A 23,429-nucleotide genomic window follows, 5' to 3' on the forward strand; every position below is an offset into this window, starting at 1 on the left:
TCTCAATCCCTTTCGTTCAAGTAGGCATTCAATCCTTCATTTCTAAGCCTGCAGGCCGGGCATTCTCCGCATCCATCGCCGATGAACCCTTCGTAGCAAGTCAATGTCTTTTCCCGTACATATTCCAATTTGCCATAATCGTCTGCCATCGCCCACGTTTCCTTCTTATCGAGCCACATGAGCGGTGTTTCTATGACGAAGTTGCGATCCATGGCAAGATTTGCCGTTACATTCATCGATTTGACAAAAATATCCCGGCAATCAGGATAGCCGCTGTAATCTGTCTCACAGACGCCCGTGATGACTGTACCTGCGCCTATCTGATAACCCAGCGCCGTCGCAAAGGATAAGAACAGCATATTTCTGGCTGGAACGAACGTATTCGGCATCTCTTCATCTGCTTCTTTCGTAATTTCCATGTCATGTGCCGTCAAGGCATTAGGACTCAATTGGCCAAGCAATGACATATCCAATATATGATGTTTAAGCCCCTGCTCCTCCGCTATACTTTTTGCCACTTCAATTTCATTGCTGTGACGTTGCCCATAATTGAAAGTGACTAACTCTACTTCATCGTAATGGGCAATTGCATAGAACATGCAGGTCGTACTGTCCTGGCCTCCCGAGAAAACAACAAGTGCCTTTTTCCTATTCATAGCCATCTACCTCTCATCACTAAATATCCAATTATATGATTTTATCAATTTTTATAGGAAATTTCCACTATCCAAGCTATCGGATCATGTCCAAGATGTTAATTCTATCCCTTCATCATACTGCCGCTTTCATGAATATCCACTTTTACAAGGGAGGCTTTAAAATCAGACGGGTTATTGGTATAATGAAGTATTGCATGAAGTGTTCATGCAACTATCAGGTATATCCTGCAAATATAATTGATAGGTGGAAAAGACAATGAAATATCAAGTATTACTGTACTACTATTATGTTGATATCGAGGACCCGGAAGCATTCGCTTCAGAACATCTTGAACTATGTAGAAGCATGGATCTTAAAGGCCGCATACTTGTAGCCGAAGAAGGTATCAACGGTACTGTGTCCGGCACAGTGGAGGATACTGAGAAGTATATGGCATATATGAAGGAGCACCCACTCTTTGAAGGAATCACCTTCAAAATTGATGAGGAAGAGGGTCATGCTTTCAAGAAGATGCATGTGCGTCCGAGACCTGAGCTCGTCAACTTGAGTCTGGAAGATGATATCAATCCACGTGAGTTGACAGGTGAATATGTGGCGCCTGCAGACTTTCTTGAGCAGATGCAAGACGAGGATACAATTGTGCTCGATGCCAGGAATACCTATGAATATGACGTTGGTCATTTCCGTGGTGCCATCCGCCCCGAAGTGGAAACATTTCGCGACCTACCTGACTGGGTAAGAGAAAACCGTGATATGCTTGAAGGCAAACGCATACTGACATATTGCACGGGGGGCATACGTTGCGAGAAATTTTCTGGATGGTTGAAACGTGAGGGTTTTGAAGATGTCGGGCAACTCCACGGAGGCATCGTTACCTACGGAAAAGATCCTGTCGCAAAAGGTCAAAACTGGGACGGTATGATGTATGTCTTCGATGAAAGATTGACAGTTCCAGTCAACCAGGTGGAGCATAACATCGTAGGGCGCGACCATTTCGACGGCACGCCTTGTGAGCGCTATATCAACTGTGCCAATCCGGATTGCAACGATCAGATTCTTGCCTCAGAAGAAAATGAGGCGAAACATCTTGGTGGTTGTTCATTGGAATGCAGCAAGCACTCAAGGAATAGATATATCATAGAAAATGACCTCTCACCCGAGTATGTCGAAGCACAAATCAAAAAACTTGAAGAAGAGGCCTATGCTCAATAGATAAATGAAAAATGCCCTTCATCCTACACCAGGATGAAGGGCACCCTTTTATAACCTTACTATGACGCGCCCTCTCACTTTTCCATTTAAAATATCCCGCAACGTATCAGGCAATTCTTCAAGCGTCACCTCATGTGCGATATGTGTGCCAAGAGCGGCTGGCTTCATGTCACTGGCCAACCTTTCCCACACTTCCAAACGTTTTTCCATCGGGTACTTCACCGAATCGATACCCAACCAGTTTATTCCCCGGGAAATGAATGGGAGCACTGTAGTCTCGACCTCGATACCTCCAGCAAGCCCACATGTCGCAACAGAACCACCATAGTCCAGACTGCTTAATATATACTGGAGCGTTTTGCCCCCCACTGGGTCGATTGCCGCCTTCCATCTTCTTTTGCGTGTAGATTTTCCGTCTGTATCAGTCACTTCATCCCTGTGGATGACCTTCCGCGCTCCAAGAGACTTCAAATATTCTGCTTCTTCTGTACGCCCTGTACTTGCAACCACCTCATATCCTTTGCCTGCAAGCATGTTGATGGCGATACTACCGACGCCCCCACTGGCACCATCGACCAGTACTTCACCATCTCCTGGAGCAAGCCCGTTATCTTCAAGCCTCTGGATCGATAATGCTGCAGTAAAACCGGCAGTCCCGATTTCCATTGCTTCTTTTTTAGTCAATCCTTCAGGAAGCGGCACCACCCACTCAGCAGGTATGCGTGCCACTTCACTGAATCCACCACTATGGCGTGTGCCGATGTAATAGCTTGTCGCAATCACTTCGTCCCCTTTTTTGAACCGATCATCTTCTGAAGAGATAACGGTGCCTGCGAGATCTATACCGGGTATGATCGGGAAGGTTTCAGCTATAGCACCAGTCACACCCACCATGCCATCTTTATAATTGACGCTTGAGTAGGCTACTCGGATGACTACTTCTCCTTCTGATAAATCTTTTATGCCTAATTCTTTTATGTTCATTTCCATTTTATCGTTTTGTTTATCTGCAACAAGTGCCTTGAATCTTTCCATATGTATTCCTCCTTATTGGATAATGCGTTTTTTAGGTTTCAATACATCTATACCCGTTTGCTGCGATGTCATGTATATTTATTTCATCAGTCCGTCTTTTTTATGATCCTTTTCACTTTAGCTTCATTTCCATAGTGATGTCTTGTCATTTTTCTTGCTTCTGCCTGACTCCTTGCCCCGATTTCTTCGACAAATGTCTGCTGGTCCATCTCTATAGTGACGATAAAACATTTCGTTCCGCAGCGCATATTTATCTCCTCCACGTAAGTCTATCTGCTTGTACATATCATATATACATAATATTATATTGGAATGTACCCATAGACTGAAGTAATTTGTTCCAATACATAATCAGGAGGTTGACCATGACGAACGACACTAATTACGAATATCTTTCCGAAAATCCTGATGTTAAAACGCTCCCGATAATGCTGTCGCTCATCATAGGTGCTTTTTTTGCCATACTAAATGAAACACTTCTTAACATCGCGTTTACGACCCTGATGGAAGAATTCAACATCACGCTACCCACTGTCCAATGGATGGCTACAGGCTTCATGCTCGTCATGGGCGTAGTCATCCCCATCTCTGCACTGGTGATACAGTGGTTCCCCACCCGCCAGCTGTTCTTAGGGACGATGGCCATATTCACTTTAGGAACGTTGATAGCAGCTTCTGCGCCTGTATTTAGCATACTACTTCTTGGGCGTTTTATTCAGGCCATTGGAACTGGCATGCTGATTCCCATACTCTTCAATGTATTCCTACTCCTCTATCCACCCCACCGCAGAGGGAAAATCATGGGTATAATTGGTCTGGTGATCATGTTTGCGCCAGCACTCGGCCCAACGCTATCAGGTATCATTGTAGAATATCTTGGTTGGAGATTCTTATTCATCTCTGTTATTCCGTTTACTTTATTTTCAATAATATTTGCTTATTTCTTCTTGCTTAATGTTTCAGAAATTACAAAGCCCAAAATTGATTTGCTTTCCATACTTTTTTCTACAGTCGGGTTTGGAGCGACAATTTATGGTTTCAGTTCCGCTGGACAGAGTGAAGCTGGTTTTTTGACCCCGGAAGTAGTCGAAACCATATTGATCGGCTTCATTGGAATCGCCCTATTCGCGTGGCGGCAATTTAAATTGGATGATCCGATTATGGACTTGAGGGTCTTCAAATATCCTATGTTCCGTCAAGCCGCCTTCATGTTTCTGATCATCATCATGACTATGTTTGCGTCAGAAATCATACTCCCAGTATATATGCAGGGGCCACTTGCGCTAAGTGCGGCGACTGCAGGAGTGTTGCTGCTGCCAGGTAGTCTTCTGAACGGTGCCTTATCCCCATTCATGGGCAGTCTTTTCGATAAGTTCGGGCCCCGGCCGTTGATGATACCTGCCTCCATCGTACTGGCTGTAACCATGTTCACGATGAGTCGACTGGATGTGGATAGTTCAATTTGGACCATCCTCATCAGTTTCATTCTATTGATGGTTTCGGTTTCTGCGATTATGATGCCAGTCGAGACAAACGGTCTCAATCAATTGCCTAAGGATCTATACCCTCATGGTACAGCCGTCATCTCAACATTACAGCCGCTGGCTGGTGCCATTGGAGTATCTGTATTCATCAGTATATTGAATGCGAGACAAGCTGCCTACCTCAATGTTGCAGAACGACCTGATGATCCTGTAACTATTGCCCAGGCCATGGTTGCCGGAGTGGAACTCGTCTATTTCATCGCCTTCCTCTTCTCACTCGTTGCCATATTCCTTGCATTCCGCGTCTACCGCGGATCCCCTGATGACTTTGATCATATATGACTCTATAAAAATAAGCGCCTTTAGGGGCGCTTATTTTTACGATTCGATTTCTTTGACCCTACCCACAGTCCCATCTTCAAGCTTTACTTTAATGCCATGGTGGTGGTTTGGAGAATTGGTCAAAATTCTTGCTACTTTCCCTTCAGTCAGCTGTCCAGACTTCTGGTGATGTTTCTGAACCACTTTAACTGTGCTGCCTATATTGATGTCCGCTCTATTTGTTCCTTTCATATTATAATGCTCCTCCTCTATTGTTTTGCCAGTCTCCCCTCAAATTTATATTTCTCCAAGGGGGCCTCACTGTTCCTGCACTTCCATACTTCCTCACGCCTGCTTGATGATCAAATCGATTTCCAGGATATTCGTACTTTACATTCCCTTCAAATCGATAGGATAAGCTTATTATACGTCAATGGACATAAATCACCTTAGATTTTTCTGCGTTTGCCGGGAAAATAACCTTAGATTGTATTATAATATTTATCTGACTGCATTTAGGAGGTAACAGCCATGACTGGAAAAACACATTTAATCGGGGGGATCGCAGCAAGCCTTGCAGTGTCCTATGGCATCGGCGAGAGCCCTTTCATCATAACAACCGCAGGTATAGTGGGCGCGTTATTGCCGGATATATGTCATAGCGGTAGCAGGATTGGGCGTCAGTTCCCATTTCTATCGAAACTCATCAACCTGCTGTTTGGGCATCGTACCGTCACACATAGCCTACTATTCCTTGTCCTGATATCACTCATCACCGATCAGATTTTCTCGGATGATCTTATAAAGTACGGTCTTCTTGCTGGGATGATCAGCCATTATCTGCTTGATATGGCTACCCATAATGGCATTCGTTTATTCTTTCCGTTGCCGATCGTAATACGCTTTCCCATCACTGTAAAGACAGGTGGGCGGATCGAGAAGTTTTTCCTCAGTATACTCACCCTCGTATGCTGGTACTACATATTTAAATATATAGCATGGTTTTATCTATAGGTTGCTTAATTCTACTTGAGCCATCCCTTATCATGTGCTTTCGATATTGCTTCAATACGATTTTTTGTGCCCATCTTATCCAATATGATTGATATATAGTTTCTGACCGTCCCATTCGAGAGATACAGTTCCTTAGCGATCACTTTCGTACTTTTCCCTTCCCTGAGGCGTTGGATAATCTCCTTTTCTCTGTCAGTCAATGGGTTGGAAGCCTCAAACGCTATATCAATAAGTTCAGGGGAATAGACCTTCTTCCCCTTCATAATCTGCCTGATTGAGTGTGCCAGAGTCTCACTGGAACTATCTTTCAATAAGTAACCGCTGACCCCTGAACGCTTCGCCCTTTCAAAGTAGCCCGGCCGGGCAAACGTGGTAAGTATGATCACTTTACAATCTGCTTTCTGGAGTTGTTCTGCAGCATCGAGTCCGGTCATGACAGGCATTTCAATATCCATCAGACAGATATCCGGCCGTTCACGTTCGACTATATCCAGTATTTCCTTGCCATTTTCTGCTTGGCCCACTACTTCTACATCTTCTTCCAGCTCCAGTAATGCGCTAAGCGCACCTCTCAATAGATTCTGGTCTTCAGCAATTACAATCCGGATCACGCTTGACCCTCCCCGATCTGTTTCAGTACCTTCGGCACTGTAATATTGATTTCAAATCCGTCCATGCTATTGATTATCTGGAGGTCGCCATTTATAAATTCCAAACGCTCACGCATACCACTGATTCCATGACCTGTTTCAAAAGTTCCTCCTCTACCGTCTCCGTTATCCATAACTTTAAGGAAGATATCTTTGTTGGTTTCAATGACTTCTATTGCGCAAAAATGTGCGCGGCTATGCTTAACGACATTTGTGACGGCTTCTTTCAGACACATGCTCAACACATTTTCCGCTAGTGTGGGAATATCTCCAAGATCACCATCAATATTGATATCGTAACTGATCTGGGCGGCATCCATAAGTTCCTTGACATGGGCGATTTCTTCCAGCAGTGTGACATTCTCCATATTGCTGATCATCTCACGCACTTCCTTCAATGCCTGCCTGGATGCAATTCGAATATCATTCAACTCCTCTTTAGCCGCTTCCTTATCCCTTGTCATCAACTTTTGGGCGAGTTCACTCTTCAACCTGATCATGGATAATCTCTGTCCAAGCGTATCATGGAGGTCCCGGGCAATTCTATGACGCTCTTCGACGATTGCGAGTTCAGCTATCTTGAGATTTGCATCTTCCAACTGAGACTCCAACTCTTCCTGCTTAAGTCTATTATATTGATTGATGGGAAGGAGCGTGACTGCAAGCACTGTCATAATCAGGAATGGCAGATGACTGAAAAGGAGACTATAGTTATAGAAAAAACCTGTTACTATGGCTCCTGCTGTCATCACCAGATGAATGACATACATGGAGACGAAGCCCGCTTTACTTTTTATATTACCTACAAAAAACGCGATAAAAAGTGCAAAGTATACATAGCCATAAAGAATCGTCATGATTATATTGATGAGTATTTCTATACTTAGCCCAATATATACGAGCGGACCTTTTGTGTTGAATGTCAGCCAATATACTGTGAAGAAAAGCAATGTCATGACACTACCGAACACTATTTCCGTCAATAAGTTCGAACGGAATATAAAATAAAATGGGAGTATGCACAAAATAATCCATATATATAGGCTGAGCCCCGTGTTTTTTGGAAATATATGATACCAGTCGCGCATGCTGATCCCCCTCATTTTATTCAAGTGTAACAGTTTTATTGGCATTATATTAAAAAATTCCCCCATAAGGGGGAATTCGTTTCTACTGGAGGCTCGCACGCTTCTGTTTCAACCTCTCTTCAATTTCATTGAAACCGACGAAGGTCTTATTTTTTTCGTCATATAAGCGGAATCGGATCGATTCCAAGCTGGACTTCAGTGTGATGGTTGTCGCCTGATGCAGCGGCGGTGTACTTTCGTGTGCTTGCTCGAGATGATAGTTTGGTACTCTTGGAGCGAGGTGATGAACATGGTGATAGCCAATGCTGCCCGTCATCCACTCCAACCATCGTGGCAGTTTATAATACGAGCTGCCATCGACTGCCGCTTTAACGTAATCCCATTCGGATTCATTCTCAAAGTAGGAATCTTCAAATTGGTGTTGGACATAGAAGAGCCAAATACCCAGTGCACCTGCAAAATAGATGATCGGAAGTTGCACAAGCAGAAGAACATGCCGGCCTAAAGAGAAACCAATCAAGGCATAAATGGCTAGGAGGGAGAGATTGATGATGTACGTATTCATACGTTCTTTCTTCTTCGCTCCCTTACGATTGAAGCGGTTGGCGTACAGGAACAGCGATAAGGGGCCAAGCCCGAACATGACAAGTGGATTACGGTAGAGGCGATACTTGAGCCGCTCACTCCTGCTTGCTTCCTTATATTCTTCAACGGTCATGACCCAGATGTCACCAATGCCACGCTTATCGAGATTCCCACTGGTTGCATGGTGGATGGAATGTTCACGTTTCCATTTTTCATAAGCGAAATGCGTGATTATACCGGTGAACGTGCCCAATATACTATTCCATTTCTTACTTTTAAAGAAAGATTGGTGTGCACAATCATGAAAGATGATGAAAGTTCTAATCATGAAGCCTGCTGTAGCGAGACTAAACAGGAGGCTTAACCAGAAAGAAACACTTAATGATTGGTAGGCTAGGAACCACAATACAAAAAATGGCACGATTGTATTGAGGATCTGGATGATGCTGGTCTTCGTCTGTGATTTTGCATAAGGCATGACCGCTTTTCTGAGTTGAGCCTGTTTTTCTTTAGTCATACGTGTACCCTCTTTCCCATTATTCCAATTACCTTCATTTTATAACGGGGGCAATCATATAAATAGAATCAAGTGTCAGTAAAAATATATGACATTTGTCATTATTTTATAACTTTCTTCATTTAGCGAATGCTTATACGAGGATATATAAAAAAATGGGGCATAACTTCTTATGTATGCCCCATCCCATTTAGATCTATTCATGATTTTCTTCATCTGATGCTCCGCATAATATGCTCTCATCATGCGGATTGTCCATACTTTCCACTTGTACCGTAACATGTCCTATTCCTTCATCCATCAGTTTTTCCTCCAGTTCATCAAGCAACAGCTGGCTCTCCGTTATCGTTTTGTCCCCATCTACTGTCACATGACAAGACAGAGCATGCTGATCACTTGTAATGCTCCACACATGAAGATCATGGAGATCTACAACCCGGTCATCCTCTTTTAGGATTTTAATGATGTCATCGACATCTATATCAGCTGGTGTACCCTCCATCAGTACATGTACCGATGACCTCGTTACTTTCCAACCACTGAAAAGGATCAAACCTGCTACAATTACACTTGCCAAAGGGTCTGCAATCCCCCAACCGAAGAACAGAATCAGGAGTGCAGCTATGATTGCTCCAATTGAACCGAGGAGATCCCCCATCACATGTAGAAACGCGGCCCTGATATTAAGATTGCCCTCGGTATCACCGCCGCGCATCATCAGCCAGGCCACAGCTAGATTGACCAATAAGCCTATGATGGCAACTATAAGCATACCCGTTGAAGCCACTTCAGGCGGATCTATAAAACGCTGGTAAGCTTCATAGAATATATATAACGAAACAAGGATAAGCGTTACACCGTTGAATATGGCTGCGAGTATTTCAAAACGCTTATAGCCATAGGTTTTACTGTAATCTGCAGATTTACTGCCAAACCTGAACGCCAACACTGCCACTCCTAGGGAGATGGCGTCACTCAGCATGTGTCCAGCGTCAGATAACAGCGCAAGACTATTTGTCAAAAAACCACCAATTGCTTCCACAATCATAAAGCCTGCAATGATAAAAAAACTAATCTGGAGCACTTTTTTATTGGCATTATGCGTATGATCATGCGCCATCAATACACCTCCTTTAAAAAGAGCCTATGGATGTCTAATCCACGGCTCCCCAATTACTGCTGGTCATCAGTTTTATATTGCATATAGACTGCCTGAGTCACCAGGAAATCCTCCATTCCGTGCTTGCCGTCCGCACCTCCAAGTCCGGACTGACGCATTCCTGCATGATAGCCCTGCACCGCTTCAAAGTTCTCACGGTTAACAAACGTTTCGCCGAATTTCATTTCATTGACTACGCGCATGGCCTCATTCAAATCATCTGTATAGACTGAAGATGAAAGGCCATATACTGTATCATTCGCTTTTTCAATCGCTTCATCCAATGTGGTGAACGTAGAAATGGGAATTACTGGACCGAATATTTCATCGCTCATTATATTCGACTGATGGGTGACATTAGTCAATATGGTCGGTTTATAGAAGAACCCCTCGTCCATCTCGGCAGGTGCGCCTCCAGTGACCACTTCAGCACCACCTTGGATTGCTTGCTGCACCATTCCATCTACAGTTTCGAGCCGCTCCTTATTAACCAACGGTCCGACTGAGATTTCCTTGTCTGTGCGTGGATCACCCATTTTCTTAGATTCGAATATTGCTCTTAGTTTTTCAGTCAACTCGTCAGCTACACTTTCATGTACATAAGCCCTCTCTGCGTTTGTACATGCCTGACCATTATTCGCAAGCCGTGATGCTGCTATATTTTGTGCTGCAAGATCTAAATCTGCGTTTTTCGTCACAATCGCTGGCGCCTTCCCGCCTAATTCCAAATTGACTTTCGTGATGTTCTGTGCAGCGGCTTCCATCACTTTCGAGCCACCTGGGATACTTCCTGTCATGGTCACCATGTGAACTTTCTTGTGAGTAGCCAACGCATTGCCTATTGCGGAACCGACACCTGTCACAACATTATATACACCATCTGGTATATCTTTCATTTCATGCACAAGTTTTGTAAATTCCATTGTTGTATTGGGCGTGTGCTGACTCGGCTTCACTACAATTGTACAACCGGTTACAAGCGCGGTGGCAACTTTCCTTGCCAGGATGAAAATTGGAAAGTTCCATGGTATGATTCCCGCTACAACACCGATCGGCTTTTTATAGATGAAGATGTTCTCATTAGGGCGATCGCTTGGAACTATCTCCCCTTCAATCCTTCTCGCCCATTCAGACATATAGCGGAAATAGTCTATGGCAAGATCTACTTCTCCGCTTGCCAACTCATAATCTTTACCTTGCTCTTCTTGAAGAATATCGATAAATCTTTCCCTGTTTTTTTCAATCTCATCGCCTAGCCTGCGTACAATTTTACCGCGTTCAATGTTTGGGGTCATTTCCCACTGTTTTTGGGCATTGAATGCCGCTTCTACAGCTTTGTCTACATCTTTTTCAGTACCTTTTGGTGTTTTGGAAATCTTTTCTTCTGTTGCCGGGTTGATGATGTCGAGCCATTCATTACCGGATGATTCGACGTATTGTCCGTTAATGTACAATTTATGTTCCTGCACAACGACGCCTCCTAGAAATATTTATCTTTCATCTTCCCTTAACCAGGAGGCCTTAAACTTTATAAGAATTGGTAAGCTTATCGTCAATAGTCATTGATGGTCTGCTGTTTATTGAACTCTTCCTCGTCATCGCCTGTACCACATGCGGTCAACAGCATGAGTGTCATACCGGCGGCCACCAATAGTTTGATTGCTTTCATGAAACTACCTCCTCATCTGGACTCCATCTGTCTTCACCCATCCTTCTCCATTTCAATGGCTGCAGACAAACTTCTAAAACCATTCTAACAGCGAGACCGGGTTGTGTCTAAGCGCCGCATGTCTTGATTCGATTGATAAAAGTTCCATATATGAAAAAGACTCCCGGGATTCCCCGGAAGTCTCTTCAGCCGATACTCATCATCTGTTTTCATGCTTTCATTTCAAGAAGTTCACATATCACATGTGTCCGTCTCAATTTTTAGACCACTGCAACTTTCACTTCTCCTTCTTCTAGTCTTACTTCAACATTGCCTACTGATTCCTCTTCCAGTATAAGATCTGTAAGTTGGTCCTCAACCTTATCCTGGATGACTCTTCTTAATGGTCTTGCTCCAAATCGTTTGTCATATCCGAGCCTTGCCAGTTCATATTTCGCTTCATCCGTAATCGTGATTCCGATGTCGTTGTCTTCGACAGTTTCCCGAAGTTCTGCCAACATGAGATCAACTATCAGGAATAGATCATCTTCAGAGAGTTCATTGAAGTTGATGATTGAATCGAAACGGTTCAGGAACTCAGGTTTAAAGTAGTCGCTCAGATTCTCCAGTGTCGATACAGACTCATGTGCATCTGCGTTGAATCCTACACTCGCTGTATTGGCTCCTGTACCTGCGTTACTTGTCATGATGATGACTGTATCCTTGAAACTGACCATACGGCCATGCGAATCTGTCAAATGGCCATCTTCCATAATCTGAAGGAAAGTGTTCTGTACATCAGGGTGTGCTTTTTCTATCTCGTCCAACAGGATGATGCTGTACGGGTTGTGCCGCACTTTTTCAGTCAGTTGTCCAGCTTCCTCGTGGCCAACATAACCCGGAGGGGAACCAATGATCTTAGACACTGCATGCTTCTCCATATACTCACTCATATCAAGGCGTATCATGGACTCTCGGGAACCGAACAATTCTTCCGCCAACGCCTTAGTCAGTTCTGTCTTGCCGACCCCAGTCGGTCCGACGAAGAGGAAGGAACCTATCGGACGGTATTTCGATTTCAGACCTGCCCTACTACGGCGTACTGCTTTCGCAACTTTTGCGACAGCTTCTTCCTGACCGATGACTTTGCTGGTCATTCTCTCTTCCAGATCACGCATCTTCTCTTGCTCATCTGCCTGCAACTTCGTTACAGGAATGCCAGTTTTCTCCTCGATTATCAATTGGATATCAGAGACATCAACGTCGATGGTCTTCTCTTCATCCTTAACTTTCTCGAGCTGTTTCTCGAGCTGGATTTCCACATACTTCAAGTTTGCTGCTTTTTCATAATCTTCTCGTTCTGCCGCCTCGGTTTTTTCTTTCTCGATTTCATCCAAATGCTGTTGTATGGCATGCGCATCGTTTTCTGCATTTGCCAAGTTCAGCCGTGAACCGACCTCATCCATCAGATCAATCGCCTTATCCGGCAAGAACCTGTCTTGGATATAGCGGTCAGAAAGAGATACAAAAGCGTGAATCGCTTCGTCGGAATAACGTACTTCATGGAAGTTCTCATAGCGATCCTTAATCCCTTGAAGAATTTGTTCCGCTTCTTCCAGCGTTGGTTCTTTCACTATAATCGGTTGCAAACGACGCTCCAGGGCCGCATCTTTTTCAATCTGACGATATTCTTTTAACGTGGTCGCCCCAATGAGTTGCATTTCCCCACGGGCGAGCGCAGGTTTCAAAATATTTCCCGCGTCCATCTGTGAACTCTCCGCTGTACCTGCTCCAACCAGCAGATGAATTTCATCAATGAATACGATGATGTCATCCCTTTGCTGTATTTCTTCGATCAATTGCTTCATGCGTTCTTCAAATTGCCCGCGGATGCCTGTATTGGCTACAAGCGAAGCGACATCCAGTATATATATTTCTTTGCCTATCAATTTTGTCGGCACTGCACTTTCAGTGATTTTCAATGCCAGTCCTTCTGCGATGGCCGTCTTACCTACCCCTGGTTCACCAATTAATACCGGGTTGTTTTTGTTGCGCCTGTTTAATGTTTCGATTACACGCTTCACTTCTTGATCGCGACCGATGACAGGGTCGATTTCTCCAGCTCTGGCCGCTTCTGAAACGTTTTTGCCAAGTTGCTCTATCAGGCTGTCATTACCCTCTTGGCCTTGCTTGACGGTGGTGCCGGTATGGCCAGATCCATTTCCTTCATAATATCCATCATTATGCCCTTCACCATTGAAAGGGAATCCGGATTGGAATCCATCAGAGTTCATCATTTGTTGTCTGATATCCCGGAAACATTGGTTGCATAAGTGCATCTGTACTTTTTTATTGTTGAGTTTCATTGCAACATTAACGTTTGCATCATTTATCCCACAATTTTGGCATTTCATGAGTCATACCTCCTATATAATTGACTTTGACTAACTTTGACTATATACATATTATAAAGCTCCTCAGACATCATTTCAAAGAGTTTGCTTGAAATTTTATTTGAACCCTTATTTGTTTGACTAACTTTGACTATATTATTATTATACATTGACCTTGTTTGACTTTCAAGTGTTTAACCTTAAAATCGTGATATAATAATAAGCCTCTATCGTCGTTGAACCTCTAAACTTAAAACCCCTGCACCGGTATTGAAACCCGGATACAGGGGATTGTAATGTCGTTTTTCATTTACTGGCATTTTACAGGTGTATAGTGATATCTCCATCCTCACGAAGTTTTTCGGCGAGTTTCTGGACGGCTTCACTCTCTTTCTGCGACTTGATCTGGGATTCCAGTTCAGGCTTAAGTTCTTCAAAAGATGGGAGTTCCTCGGCACCTTCCATTTGTTCACGCTGCTCTTTCGCATCATCATAAAGTGACTGCAATTCCTTCTCTGTCGGTTTAATTTCGCCCGTTTCTTCAGCAATCAGCTTATCTACTTTCACCTGAGTTTTAATCTGGGAGGTGATTTCCTCTTTAGACATGCCTTGTTCTTCTACTGCAGCATAGAAATCTTCTTTGGATTCCATGCCATTACGCTCAACCAGGTCACTAAGCATATCATCAACTTCTTTATCGGAAGCTTTATAATCCCGTTCTTCAGCTTCTTGAACAAGCAGCTTCTGACCGACTATTCCATCTGCTATCTGCTTCTTCAATTCATCCTGATCTACTTCTTCACCGGCCATCTGCTGCTGAATCGCAAGCTGTTGAAACTGTGCTGTATAAGTTTTTTCAAACTCATCTTTCTTCACTTCTTCGCCATTCACTTCTGCCACGACGTCTGGCACATCATCAAGCTCAGGTTCAGGCATTTCTGGCTGTTCTCCTTCACCCTTACTTGCTGTTTCTTCTTGTTTCTTCGCATCATTATTCTTATCTTCAGCTGACTCTTCCCCTCCGCATGCTGCTAAGGCAAGAACCAATGTGCCTAGAGTCAGAGCCATTAATATTTTCTTCATGATTATTTTAGAACTCCTTCCAATACTTACTGTCCGTCATTTTAACACACCATGGACTTATTTCCATTTTTTAAGGGGGCCACATCGCTTAATTTTTTTGAAATGTGAACATTACATGAAGTACATATGACTTTTTAGCTCACCGAAAATATAAAATAATGCCCTTTACAGAAGTTTTTTATCCATAAGGGCATCATTAAATGTTCTGCTTTCTATTCCACTGTCACTGATTTTGCGAGATTTCTCGGTTTGTCCACATCGTTGCCACGATGTAGCGCAGCATAATAGGCAATAAGCTGGTAGACCACTACCGAAACGAGAGGTGTCAGCATCTCATGCACTTGTGGAATGACATAGGTGTCCCCCTCCTGATCCATTCCTTCCATGGATACCATGCAGACTTTAGCCCCTCTCGCCTCGACTTCCTGGGCGTTGCCTCGGATATTCAAATTGACCCGTTCCTGTGTCGCTAAGGCAAATACTGGTGTATTCTCTTCAATCAATGCGATGGTGCCATGCTTAAGCTCACCACCGGCAAAGCCTTCTGCTTGAATATAGGATATTTCCTTCAATTTCAAAGCGCCTTCGACACCAACATAATAATCCATAGTGCGGCCGATAAAGAAAGCATTTCTTGTTGTTTCAAGGTATTCGTTGACGATCTGTTCGATTTCAGGCGCATCATCGATAACAGCTGTAATGGCTGTTGTAACTTTAGCGAGTTCACGCATCAGATTGATTTCAGTATCTTTGCCGAGCTCCCTTGCAGTGACTTGAGCCAGAATCGAGAGTACTGCAATTTGAGCCGTGTAGGCTTTTGTTGAAGCAACGGCGATTTCAGGCCCCGCATGCAATATAAGTGTTTCATCCGCTTCCCGGGCAAGGGTGGATCCAGGTACATTAGTCACAGTCAGGGATTTGTGCCCCTGCTTTTTGACATCAACCAGTACTGCCCGGCTATCTGCCGTCTCACCCGATTGGGAAATGAAGATGAATAGCGGTTTTTCTGATAGGAGCGGTGTATTATAGACGAATTCCGAAGCCACGTGCACTTCAGTCGGCACCCCCGCCCATTTTTCAAAGTATTCTTTGCCGATCAGACCGGCATGATAACTTGTTCCGGCGGCTATAATGTATATGCGGTCCGAACTTTTGAGTTGATCTATCACTGCACCGTCGATTTTAAGGTTTTCGTCCTTATCCTGATACTCCTGTATAATTTTGCGCATGGTTGCTGGCTGGTCATTGATTTCCTTGAGCATGAAATGGTCGTAAGTCCCTTTTTCAACTTCACTCTCATTAATTTCGGCTATAAAGGATTCCCTTTTAATTTCTTTACCCAAAGCATCTTTAATGATGATTTCATCTTTTTTCAGAAGTACGATCTCCCGGTCCATCAATTCAACAAATTCATTTGTCTCTTTAAGCATTGCGATTGCATCAGAAGTGATGACATTAAAACCTTTGCCTTTGCCCAGTAGAAGTGGGGATTTATTTTTTGCCGAATAGATGACTTCAGGCTCCTCTTCATCCAGCAGACCGATGGCATATGATCCATGAAGAAGATCCAAAGTTTTCGTGAAAGCTTCTTCAGTAGTCATTCCTTCCGCCGCGAACTTGGCGATGATCTCGACGATGATTTCAGAATCAGTGCTCGAGACCAATTCAACCTCCGGAATGTACGTTCCTTTAATTTGTTCATAATTTTCTATGACACCGTTATGGACCAATGTAAAGCGTTTATCCGTACTTTGATGAGGGTGGGCATTTTTGACATTCGGTACCCCGTGGGTGGCCCATCTTGTGTGACCGATACCCGCTGTCGAAGCAAAATCCATATCGACCTTTTCTGTCAAATCCTTGATCCTACCCTTTTCTTTGAAGACCTTTACTTCCTGTTCATTTCTGACACCGATACCTGCAGAGTCATAGCCGCGATACTCCATCTTTTCAAGGCCGTTGAGCAATATGTTTTTCACATCTTTGCTTCCTATATAACCAACAATTCCACACATAAAAAACACCCTTTCCAATTTAGTAGATTTATGCCAACGTTCTGTCCCACCAGTCACCCGGCAGTTTTATCAATTGGCTTCACGAATACTTTAGTATCCGGGACAGCATCCGCCGATTTTCGATAACTGTCCTCCTCGTCAACAGGAAACCCTGTCCAGGCGCTATTCCGATTTCTTGAACTCTCTTTATTCTCCTTTACTGTCAATGCTTTCATTCTAATGGAAATGCTTTACTGCCGCAATATAAATATGGATAACAGATATTGTCTCCTCGAAAAAACAAGCTTCCGGATTATTCATCCGGAAGCCTAAGATTTATTCCAGTCCCATTTCCTGTTGAACCACCTCAGCTATAGCATTGGCATAACCGCTTGAAAGCTCTTCTGTTTCCGCTTCAGTCATTACCCGTACAAGTGGTTCTGTACCTGAAGCCCTGACAAGGACACGACCATTGCCATTCATTTCCTTCTCAACTTCTTCAATCTTTTTAGACACTTTTTCATTTTTGACGACATTATATTTGTCGGAAACCCGGATGTTCACCAATTCCTGAGGGTACGTCTCAACTTGTTTTGCAAGTTGTCCTAGCGTCTTGCCGGAGGATTTGATGATCGCTGCGAGGTGGGCACCTGTCAAAAGTCCGTCGCCCGTTGTATTGTAGTCCATCATGATGATATGGCCGGATTGTTCGCCGCCAAGGCTATATCCTCCTGCTCTCATCTCTTCAACAACATATCTATCCCCGACTTTAGTCTTGTCACTTCTGAGCTTATGGGCTTCCAATGCTTTGTAGAAACCTAGATTACTCATGACTGTCGATACAACCATATCATCTTTCAGCATGCCTTCCGATTTCATATGCTGAGCCAGGATGAACATGATCTTATCACCATCTACAATATTGCCCTTTTCATCCACTGCTATTATCCTATCGCCGTCCCCATCGAAAGCGAACCCGAAATCACAACCTTCTTCTACAACAAGCTCTGCAAGTTTTTCAGGATGGGTTGAGCCTACGCCCGCATTTATATTCTTGCCATCAGGGTTACAGCCGATAGTCACTGTATCTGCTTCCAAATCACCAAAAAGATAAGGTGCCAGAGAATACGTCGAACCATGTGCACCATCCAGGCCAATCTTCATTCCTTCGAGATCGATATCCACTGTGGACTTCAGATAACTTATATATTTTTGCCCACCTTCGTAATAATCCGATTTGCTGCCAAGTTCAGCACCTGTCGGTCTTGGTAATGTATCCTTATCTGTATCCAGAAGTTTTTCTATTTCAGCTTCCTGGTCGTCGCTCAGCTTAAATCCATCGGACCCGAAGAATTTGATGCCGTTATCCCCTACAGGGTTATGTGAAGCTGAGATCATGATGCCTGCATCGGCATCCATCTCTTTGGTCAGATAAGCGACGCCTGGAGTCGAGATGACACCAAGTCGCATCACTTCTGCTCCAATTGATAAAAGTCCGGCCACGAGAGCGGATTCGAGCATTTCCCCTGAAATGCGTGTGTCCCGCCCTACCAGCACGGTGGGGTTGGTGTTTTCATTTCCCGCTAATATATAGCCGCCAAATCTGCCAAGCTTAAACGCCAATTCGGGAGTGAGTTCAGTGTTTGCAACACCTCTGACTCCATCAGTTCCAAAATATTTACCCATCTCTTTCTCCTTTTTAACCCAAGATTTAACTGTTTTCCTCAACCTGTATTTTTGCCTGCAGAACCGCTGGTTCTGTGCGGTCCACATTTTCCGGTAGATCGATTTTCACATCTTGTGAAGTAGATTGGCTTAAACCGTCTATATCTACATCTACATTCATTTCATCGATTCCTGATAATACATCTTCTGAACCGAATACTTCTACCGTTTCATAATTGAGGTCTACACTCTTCAATGAATATCCTTTTTTGACTTGGCCATTCACCTCAAAGCTTACCGGTACTTCCTTGCTTCGTTCATCAACCTTGATTTCAACCCGGACACGCCCTGGATCTAACTTGACGTCCAGTTTATTGAATTGGGCATCGAATACACTGACTTCAGCTTCTTCAACGCGATCTTCAGTAATTTTTGAATTGTCACTTAAGGTGGCACGTACATATTGTATACGATTCATCTGACTTTCTCCACCCACGACAGTGATTGTTTCAGGTTCCACCGTAATTGATTTAAGTTCATGATCTGATCCTATGCGACTGTCACTGATTTCTGCCTGTACTTCAAACGTTTTCGTTACAAGCTCCTGTATATCTACATTCGCCGCTTCTGGGACTATTTCTGCCGTCACATTTTCTGGCAGACCTTCTATTGTAAAATGTTCTTCATATTCTCCGATATCGCGATTCCTCAAATCCAGATAGACAGCGAGATCCCTCGTAGTCTGGAGCCTTTTGATGTTCGAAGCATTACCAAATAATTGTACATTGACTTGTTCAGGCGCACCTGACACGTAATAATCTTCTTCTTCATAGAGGATTTCTACTGGGACATCCTCAATTATTTCCATATCTGCTGTATCACTGTCCGCATTCAATAATTCATCAAATACATTATTGACCGATAAGAACATGAACAGTGCCAATGCCAAGGCGACAAATCTGAGCCCCCATTTACTTTCTAGCAAATAAACCGCCTCCTTCCTTCACAGGTGGAAGTATATGCCAATGTGTCTTCAACAGGTCATCTAGCTCTTCGAGTGTAATTTCTTTAGTCAGGTTGCTGTCGTATGAAACAGATATGTTCCCTGTCTCTTCTGACACAACTACCGTGAAGGCATCGGTCACTTCCGAGATACCAACTGCAGCGCGGTGTCTCGTTCCAAGATTTTTAGCTATTTTGTTGCTGTCGGATAATGGAAGATAACTCGCTGCCGTAGCTATCTGGTTCCCTTGGATGATCATCGCCCCGTCGTGTAGCGGGGTGTTTGGTATGAATATATTGATCAGCAGTTCTGAACTTATGTTTCCGTTTATGGGTATGCCTGTTTCTATATAATCCTTCAATCCAGTCTCCCTTTCAAAAACAATCAGTGCCCCGATGCGCCGTTTGGCCATATAACGCACTGATTTCACCATTGCTTCCCTAAGTTTATCGTGTTCCGATGTAGAACTTCCATTACCATTTGTACGGAACAGGCTGCCCCGTCCAAGCTGCTCGAGGGCACGCCTTAATTCAGGCTGGAAGATCACGATTATTGCCAGGAAACCCCATTCTAAAACTGTATCGAACATCTGAGTGGTCGTGGTAAGATCAAAATAGTTACTTATCGACCGGCCGATGAGAATGAAGAATATACCTTTAATCAGCTGAATTGCTTTTGTACCTTTCATGACTGTCATCAAAAGGTAAATGACATACCATACGATCAGCAGATCGACAATACTTGTAATTATAGTAGCTGTTGTGAAATTTCCTAAAACACTGTCCATCTGCATAATATGTCCCTCACTTAATCATTCATATACTGTCGAATTCTTTTTCCAATTCCCGATGAATTAAAGCCAGCACTTCATCATTTCCCACAGGCCGGATATCAGATTTGATATCACCAAAAAGTGCTGCGGCACTTTCAATGTCCCCTTTTTTAAAAAAGGCATAACTCATCAATAATTTTGCCTCTGGAATGTTCATGTTTTCCACTCTTTTTTGAAGCAGCTCATAATTGCCAATCATCGCAAAATTTTTTCCTTCGATCAGAGCCAACTCACTTGGTTTGTATTGGATCTGAAGCATTCTGGACTGCTTTTCCACCCTTTTAAGCATCCTTAATGATGTAAGATACTCTCCGCATCTCTGATAACAGTCCGCCACGGCAAACATGATACGGATCACTCCGAAATTCTGATCGGAAAACCGGAGGATTGTGAATAAAGTATCTTCCAACAAATCCAGGGCAGCCTCCACCCTTCTTTCTTCGACCATTAATTCCACCTTGAGAAGAATCGCATCAATATAGGTTTGATTGAAGGAGACAGCTGAAAGGAGTGTTACAGCCTGACCGATATGTACATTAAGATTCTTTCTGTCCCCGATATGCCTATAATACTTAGCATATAATAAATGGATCCTGCCATTATCCGGTGCTGGGACCTCATCCACCCTATGATATTCTTTATCGATGAAGTACTCAAATGAGGAAAAATCGCCCTGATCCACCTTCTGTTCATAATAAGAGATTTCGCGCAGTATCTCCACATCATTATACCTGAAATGAGAAACTTCCTGCATGAAATCATTGACTGAACAATTCAACCGTTCACTCAGTTTGATCAAAACGTTTGTGGAAGGATGGACACTGCCTTTTTCAATAAGACTTAAATAGGTTCTGGAGATGATTCCCTCGGCCAATTCTTCTTGAGTCAAATTATTATTGTTGCGGATTTCCTTGATACGCTGTCCTATCATAAAGGTGCCCCCTCCACTTACTTAACAATTCCATCATATCAAATTGCCCTTTATGCAACAAATGTTACAAGTGTTATCAGTCAAATAAATGAATGTTTATTCCGTTGACATAACAATTTCACTTAATCATACTATAAACATACATTATAAGGGGTGTTAAATGTGAAAAAACTGCTTGTAATAGATAATCTCGCTCAATTAAAAAGTGTCAGCGATCCATTTCGCATCCAACTCCTCACCATGCTTGGAGAAAAACCAAAGACAGGACAGATGCTTGCTGACGAACTTGAAATTCCTCGTGCCAAAATCCATTATCATCTGAATGAACTGCTCAAAAACGGAATTATCCATGTAGTGAAGACAGAAGAGAAGAATAGTATTGTACAGAAGTTCTATGAGCCCATCGCCAAAAAAGTAGTTCCTAATATAGATCTTCTAAAATATAGTTCAGATGAAAAGAAGAAGGATAGCATGTCCTATAACTTAAGAATCAAGGAAGATGATCTCAAACCCTTTAAAAAAGAGCTGAAAAAGTTCGTTAAAGATAATTCAGTAAAGAAAAGTACGAAAAACTCAAAAGATTATAAGGTCCAGATCATGCCTATAGGAGAAGACTGAAGGCAGATAAAAAAACCTGTGCCGGAAAACGACGTGACCCAAAAATTGAACGTTTTGAGGTCATCTCGAACGGCTACAGGTTTCTTTTTATTAAAGCTGCTTTTTTCCGAATAGGCTTTCTGCAATCTTCACGGCTTTTTCAGCTGTTTTATTCTTCTCATCAAGTAGAGGGTTCACTTCCACCAGATCCATCGAAGTGATCCTCCCACTATCGTTCAGTATCTCCATAGCGAGCTGTGACTCAGAGAGCGATAATCCTCCATCTACTGGAGTGCCTGTGCCCGGTGTTTCCAGTGGATCCAAGGCATCTACATCCACTGATAGGTGAATGCCATCTGTACGTCCCTCCAAATGGGTTAAAGCTTCTTTCATGACACTTTCTATACCTTTTGTTCTGATGTCGCCCATTGTAAATGTCAATATACCATTCTCTTTAATATATAACTTTTCCCCTTCATCCAGATCCCTCATACCTATAAGCACAACATTTTGAGGTTTTACCTTTATGCCTGGATTGTAGAGATTGACCAAATCCTCGTCGCCCACTCCGCATGATATGCCTAACGGCATCCCATGGATGTTGCCTGAAGGCGATGTGCGGCTATCATTGAGGTCACCGTGCGCATCGTACCAAATGACTCCCAAATCTTCATAGTGCTTGCTTATGCCCGCTAAAGAACCAATCGATAAAGAATGATCTCCTCCAAGTATCAAAGGGAACTGTCCTGAAGAGACTGTGTTGTCCACTTCAGCCGCAAGCTCGAGGCTGAAATCCATCACTTCCCTATAATTTAATAGATTCGTTTCATTCTTAATGGAATGATTGGAAGCATTAACCCGGTACTTACTTCGTATATCCCCCGCGTCAGTAACTGTATAACCTAACGAAGAAAGCGCTTTATCAAGACCTGCATATCGTATTGCGTCTGGTCCAAGATCTACTCCTAACCTGGGTTGTCCAAATGTTGTCGCAGCACCGATAATATGTATATTCTGACTCATAACAATCCCCTTTTCAGTCAATTCTCACAACATATATAATATACAACATTGGATTTTTATGCAAATATAAATAATATTTCGCATAAAGTATAAAAAAAAGACACTTCCCGTTAGAAAGTGTCTTGATGATGAGCCATAGAGGATTCGAACCTCTGACCCTCTGATTAAAAGTCAGATGCTCTACCAACTGAGCTAATGGCTCATGGCTGGGCTGACAGGATTCGAACCTGTGCATGACGGTACCAAAAACCGTTGCCTTACCGCTTGGCGACAGCCCAATAATAGAATGGAGGAGGGCAGATTCGAACTGCCGAACCCGAAGGAGCGGATTTACAGTCCGCCGCGTTTAGCCACTTCGCTACTCCTCCGTAATGGAGAATGACGGGTTCGAACCGCCGACCCTCTGCTTGTAAGGCAGATGCTCTCCCAGCTGAGCTAATTCTCCTAAAGATAAATGACCCGTACGGGACTCGAACCCGTGTTACCGCCGTGAAAGGGCGGTGTCTTAACCGCTTGACCAACGGGCCAGGATAAT

General features: G+C 43.4%; 21 protein-coding genes and 5 tRNA genes. 4 read left to right on the plus strand and 22 right to left on the minus strand.

Annotation, left to right across the window (positions count from 1 at the left end):
• Positions 1-2 precede the first annotated feature (2 nt).
• The gene (gene queC, locus ACZ5LF_RS10205; protein ID WP_380569090.1) at positions 3-656 is read right to left on the minus strand and encodes a 7-cyano-7-deazaguanine synthase QueC; all 654 of its coding nucleotides are present in this window, start codon (positions 654-656) and stop codon (positions 3-5) included.
• A 259-nt stretch (positions 657-915) separates the two neighbouring features.
• Between queC and trhO the strand changes: the two genes are divergently transcribed.
• The gene (trhO, locus tag ACZ5LF_RS10210) at positions 916-1,872 is read left to right on the plus strand and encodes an oxygen-dependent tRNA uridine(34) hydroxylase TrhO (RefSeq protein ID WP_380569087.1); all 957 of its coding nucleotides are present in this window, start codon (positions 916-918) and stop codon (positions 1,870-1,872) included.
• A 48-nt stretch (positions 1,873-1,920) separates the two neighbouring features.
• Here trhO and ACZ5LF_RS10215 read toward each other — a convergent pair whose 3' ends face one another.
• Together ACZ5LF_RS10215 and ACZ5LF_RS10220 are read right to left on the minus strand one after the other, a co-directional pair.
• A complete protein-coding gene (locus tag ACZ5LF_RS10215) occupies positions 1,921-2,907 on the minus strand; it encodes an acrylyl-CoA reductase family protein (protein WP_380569085.1) in 987 nt (328 codons plus the stop codon).
• Between the two features lie 86 nt (positions 2,908-2,993).
• A complete protein-coding gene (locus ACZ5LF_RS10220; protein ID WP_380569083.1) occupies positions 2,994-3,155 on the minus strand; it encodes a hypothetical protein in 162 nt (53 codons plus the stop codon).
• Positions 3,156-3,272: 117 nt separating this feature from the next.
• Here ACZ5LF_RS10220 and ACZ5LF_RS10225 point away from each other — a divergent pair, with 117 nt between their 5' ends.
• On the plus strand, positions 3,273-4,733 hold the full coding sequence (locus tag ACZ5LF_RS10225) for an MDR family MFS transporter (RefSeq protein WP_380569081.1): 1,461 nt from the start codon (positions 3,273-3,275) through the stop codon (positions 4,731-4,733).
• Positions 4,734-4,769: 36 nt separating this feature from the next.
• On the opposite strand, the gene ACZ5LF_RS10230 is transcribed toward ACZ5LF_RS10225, so the two are convergent.
• A complete protein-coding gene (locus tag ACZ5LF_RS10230) occupies positions 4,770-4,964 on the minus strand; it encodes a YwbE family protein (protein ID WP_380569079.1) in 195 nt (64 codons plus the stop codon).
• 279 nt (positions 4,965-5,243) lie between these two features.
• Between ACZ5LF_RS10230 and ACZ5LF_RS10235 the strand changes: the two genes are divergently transcribed.
• On the plus strand, positions 5,244-5,726 hold the full coding sequence (locus tag ACZ5LF_RS10235) for a metal-dependent hydrolase (protein WP_380569077.1): 483 nt from the start codon (positions 5,244-5,246) through the stop codon (positions 5,724-5,726).
• Positions 5,727-5,737: 11 nt separating this feature from the next.
• Here ACZ5LF_RS10235 and ACZ5LF_RS10240 read toward each other — a convergent pair whose 3' ends face one another.
• The 12 genes from ACZ5LF_RS10240 to ACZ5LF_RS10295 form a co-directional block, all read right to left on the minus strand.
• Positions 5,738-6,337, minus strand: a complete 600-nt coding sequence (locus ACZ5LF_RS10240) for a response regulator (RefSeq protein WP_380569075.1) — start codon at positions 6,335-6,337, stop codon at positions 5,738-5,740.
• On the minus strand, positions 6,334-7,464 hold the full coding sequence (locus ACZ5LF_RS10245) for a sensor histidine kinase (RefSeq protein WP_380569073.1): 1,131 nt from the start codon (positions 7,462-7,464) through the stop codon (positions 6,334-6,336). Before ACZ5LF_RS10245 ends, ACZ5LF_RS10240 begins: the two co-directional genes overlap by 4 nt.
• 82 nt (positions 7,465-7,546) lie before the next feature.
• Complete coding sequence (desA, locus tag ACZ5LF_RS10250; protein ID WP_380569071.1) at positions 7,547-8,566, minus strand: Delta(5) desaturase DesA; 1,020 nt, start codon at positions 8,564-8,566, stop codon at positions 7,547-7,549.
• Positions 8,567-8,762: 196 nt separating this feature from the next.
• Complete coding sequence (locus ACZ5LF_RS10255; RefSeq protein WP_380569069.1) at positions 8,763-9,686, minus strand: cation diffusion facilitator family transporter; 924 nt, start codon at positions 9,684-9,686, stop codon at positions 8,763-8,765.
• 53 nt (positions 9,687-9,739) lie between these two features.
• A complete protein-coding gene (aldA, locus tag ACZ5LF_RS10260) occupies positions 9,740-11,194 on the minus strand; it encodes an aldehyde dehydrogenase (protein WP_380569066.1) in 1,455 nt (484 codons plus the stop codon).
• A gap of 460 nt (positions 11,195-11,654) precedes the next feature.
• Positions 11,655-13,787 carry an ATP-dependent Clp protease ATP-binding subunit gene (locus ACZ5LF_RS10265; RefSeq protein ID WP_380569064.1) on the minus strand — a complete coding sequence of 711 codons (2,133 nt, stop codon included), beginning with the start codon at positions 13,785-13,787 and terminating at the stop codon, positions 11,655-11,657.
• Positions 13,788-14,087: 300 nt separating this feature from the next.
• Positions 14,088-14,849 (minus strand): SurA N-terminal domain-containing protein, encoded by a 762-nt coding sequence (locus ACZ5LF_RS10270; RefSeq protein ID WP_380569061.1) that lies wholly within the window; start codon positions 14,847-14,849, stop codon positions 14,088-14,090.
• A gap of 212 nt (positions 14,850-15,061) precedes the next feature.
• Positions 15,062-16,864: a glutamine--fructose-6-phosphate transaminase (isomerizing) gene (gene glmS, locus ACZ5LF_RS10275; protein ID WP_380569059.1), complete on the minus strand. Its 1,803-nt coding sequence runs from the start codon at positions 16,862-16,864 to the stop codon at positions 15,062-15,064.
• A 315-nt stretch (positions 16,865-17,179) separates the two neighbouring features.
• A complete protein-coding gene (glmM, locus tag ACZ5LF_RS10280; protein ID WP_380569056.1) occupies positions 17,180-18,529 on the minus strand; it encodes a phosphoglucosamine mutase in 1,350 nt (449 codons plus the stop codon).
• Between the two features lie 25 nt (positions 18,530-18,554).
• Positions 18,555-19,493 carry a CdaR family protein gene (locus tag ACZ5LF_RS10285; protein ID WP_380569054.1) on the minus strand — a complete coding sequence of 313 codons (939 nt, stop codon included), beginning with the start codon at positions 19,491-19,493 and terminating at the stop codon, positions 18,555-18,557.
• Positions 19,480-20,304 carry a diadenylate cyclase CdaA gene (gene cdaA, locus ACZ5LF_RS10290; protein WP_380569052.1) on the minus strand — a complete coding sequence of 275 codons (825 nt, stop codon included), beginning with the start codon at positions 20,302-20,304 and terminating at the stop codon, positions 19,480-19,482. Before cdaA ends, ACZ5LF_RS10285 begins: the two co-directional genes overlap by 14 nt.
• Before the next feature lie 22 nt (positions 20,305-20,326).
• Entirely contained in the window at positions 20,327-21,274 is a 948-nt protein-coding gene (locus ACZ5LF_RS10295) for a helix-turn-helix domain-containing protein (protein ID WP_380569050.1), read from the minus strand.
• Positions 21,275-21,436: 162 nt separating this feature from the next.
• Here ACZ5LF_RS10295 and ACZ5LF_RS10300 point away from each other — a divergent pair, with 162 nt between their 5' ends.
• Positions 21,437-21,892: an ArsR/SmtB family transcription factor gene (locus ACZ5LF_RS10300; RefSeq protein WP_380569047.1), complete on the plus strand. Its 456-nt coding sequence runs from the start codon at positions 21,437-21,439 to the stop codon at positions 21,890-21,892.
• Positions 21,893-21,982: 90 nt separating this feature from the next.
• On the opposite strand, the gene rocF is transcribed toward ACZ5LF_RS10300, so the two are convergent.
• From rocF to ACZ5LF_RS10330, 6 genes are all read right to left on the minus strand, one after another.
• On the minus strand, positions 21,983-22,894 hold the full coding sequence (rocF, locus tag ACZ5LF_RS10305) for an arginase (protein ID WP_380569045.1): 912 nt from the start codon (positions 22,892-22,894) through the stop codon (positions 21,983-21,985).
• Between the two features lie 129 nt (positions 22,895-23,023).
• Positions 23,024-23,096 (minus strand) — tRNA-Lys (locus ACZ5LF_RS10310).
• A gap of 1 nt (position 23,097) precedes the next feature.
• Positions 23,098-23,172 (minus strand) — tRNA-Gln (locus ACZ5LF_RS10315).
• A 9-nt stretch (positions 23,173-23,181) separates the two neighbouring features.
• Positions 23,182-23,262: transfer RNA gene (locus ACZ5LF_RS10320), tRNA-Tyr, on the minus strand.
• Positions 23,263-23,266: 4 nt separating this feature from the next.
• Positions 23,267-23,339: transfer RNA gene (locus ACZ5LF_RS10325), tRNA-Val, on the minus strand.
• A gap of 10 nt (positions 23,340-23,349) precedes the next feature.
• Positions 23,350-23,421 (minus strand) — tRNA-Glu (locus ACZ5LF_RS10330).
• Between the last annotated feature and the right edge of the window lie 8 nt (positions 23,422-23,429).

Source organism: Salinicoccus siamensis, assembly GCF_055391965.1.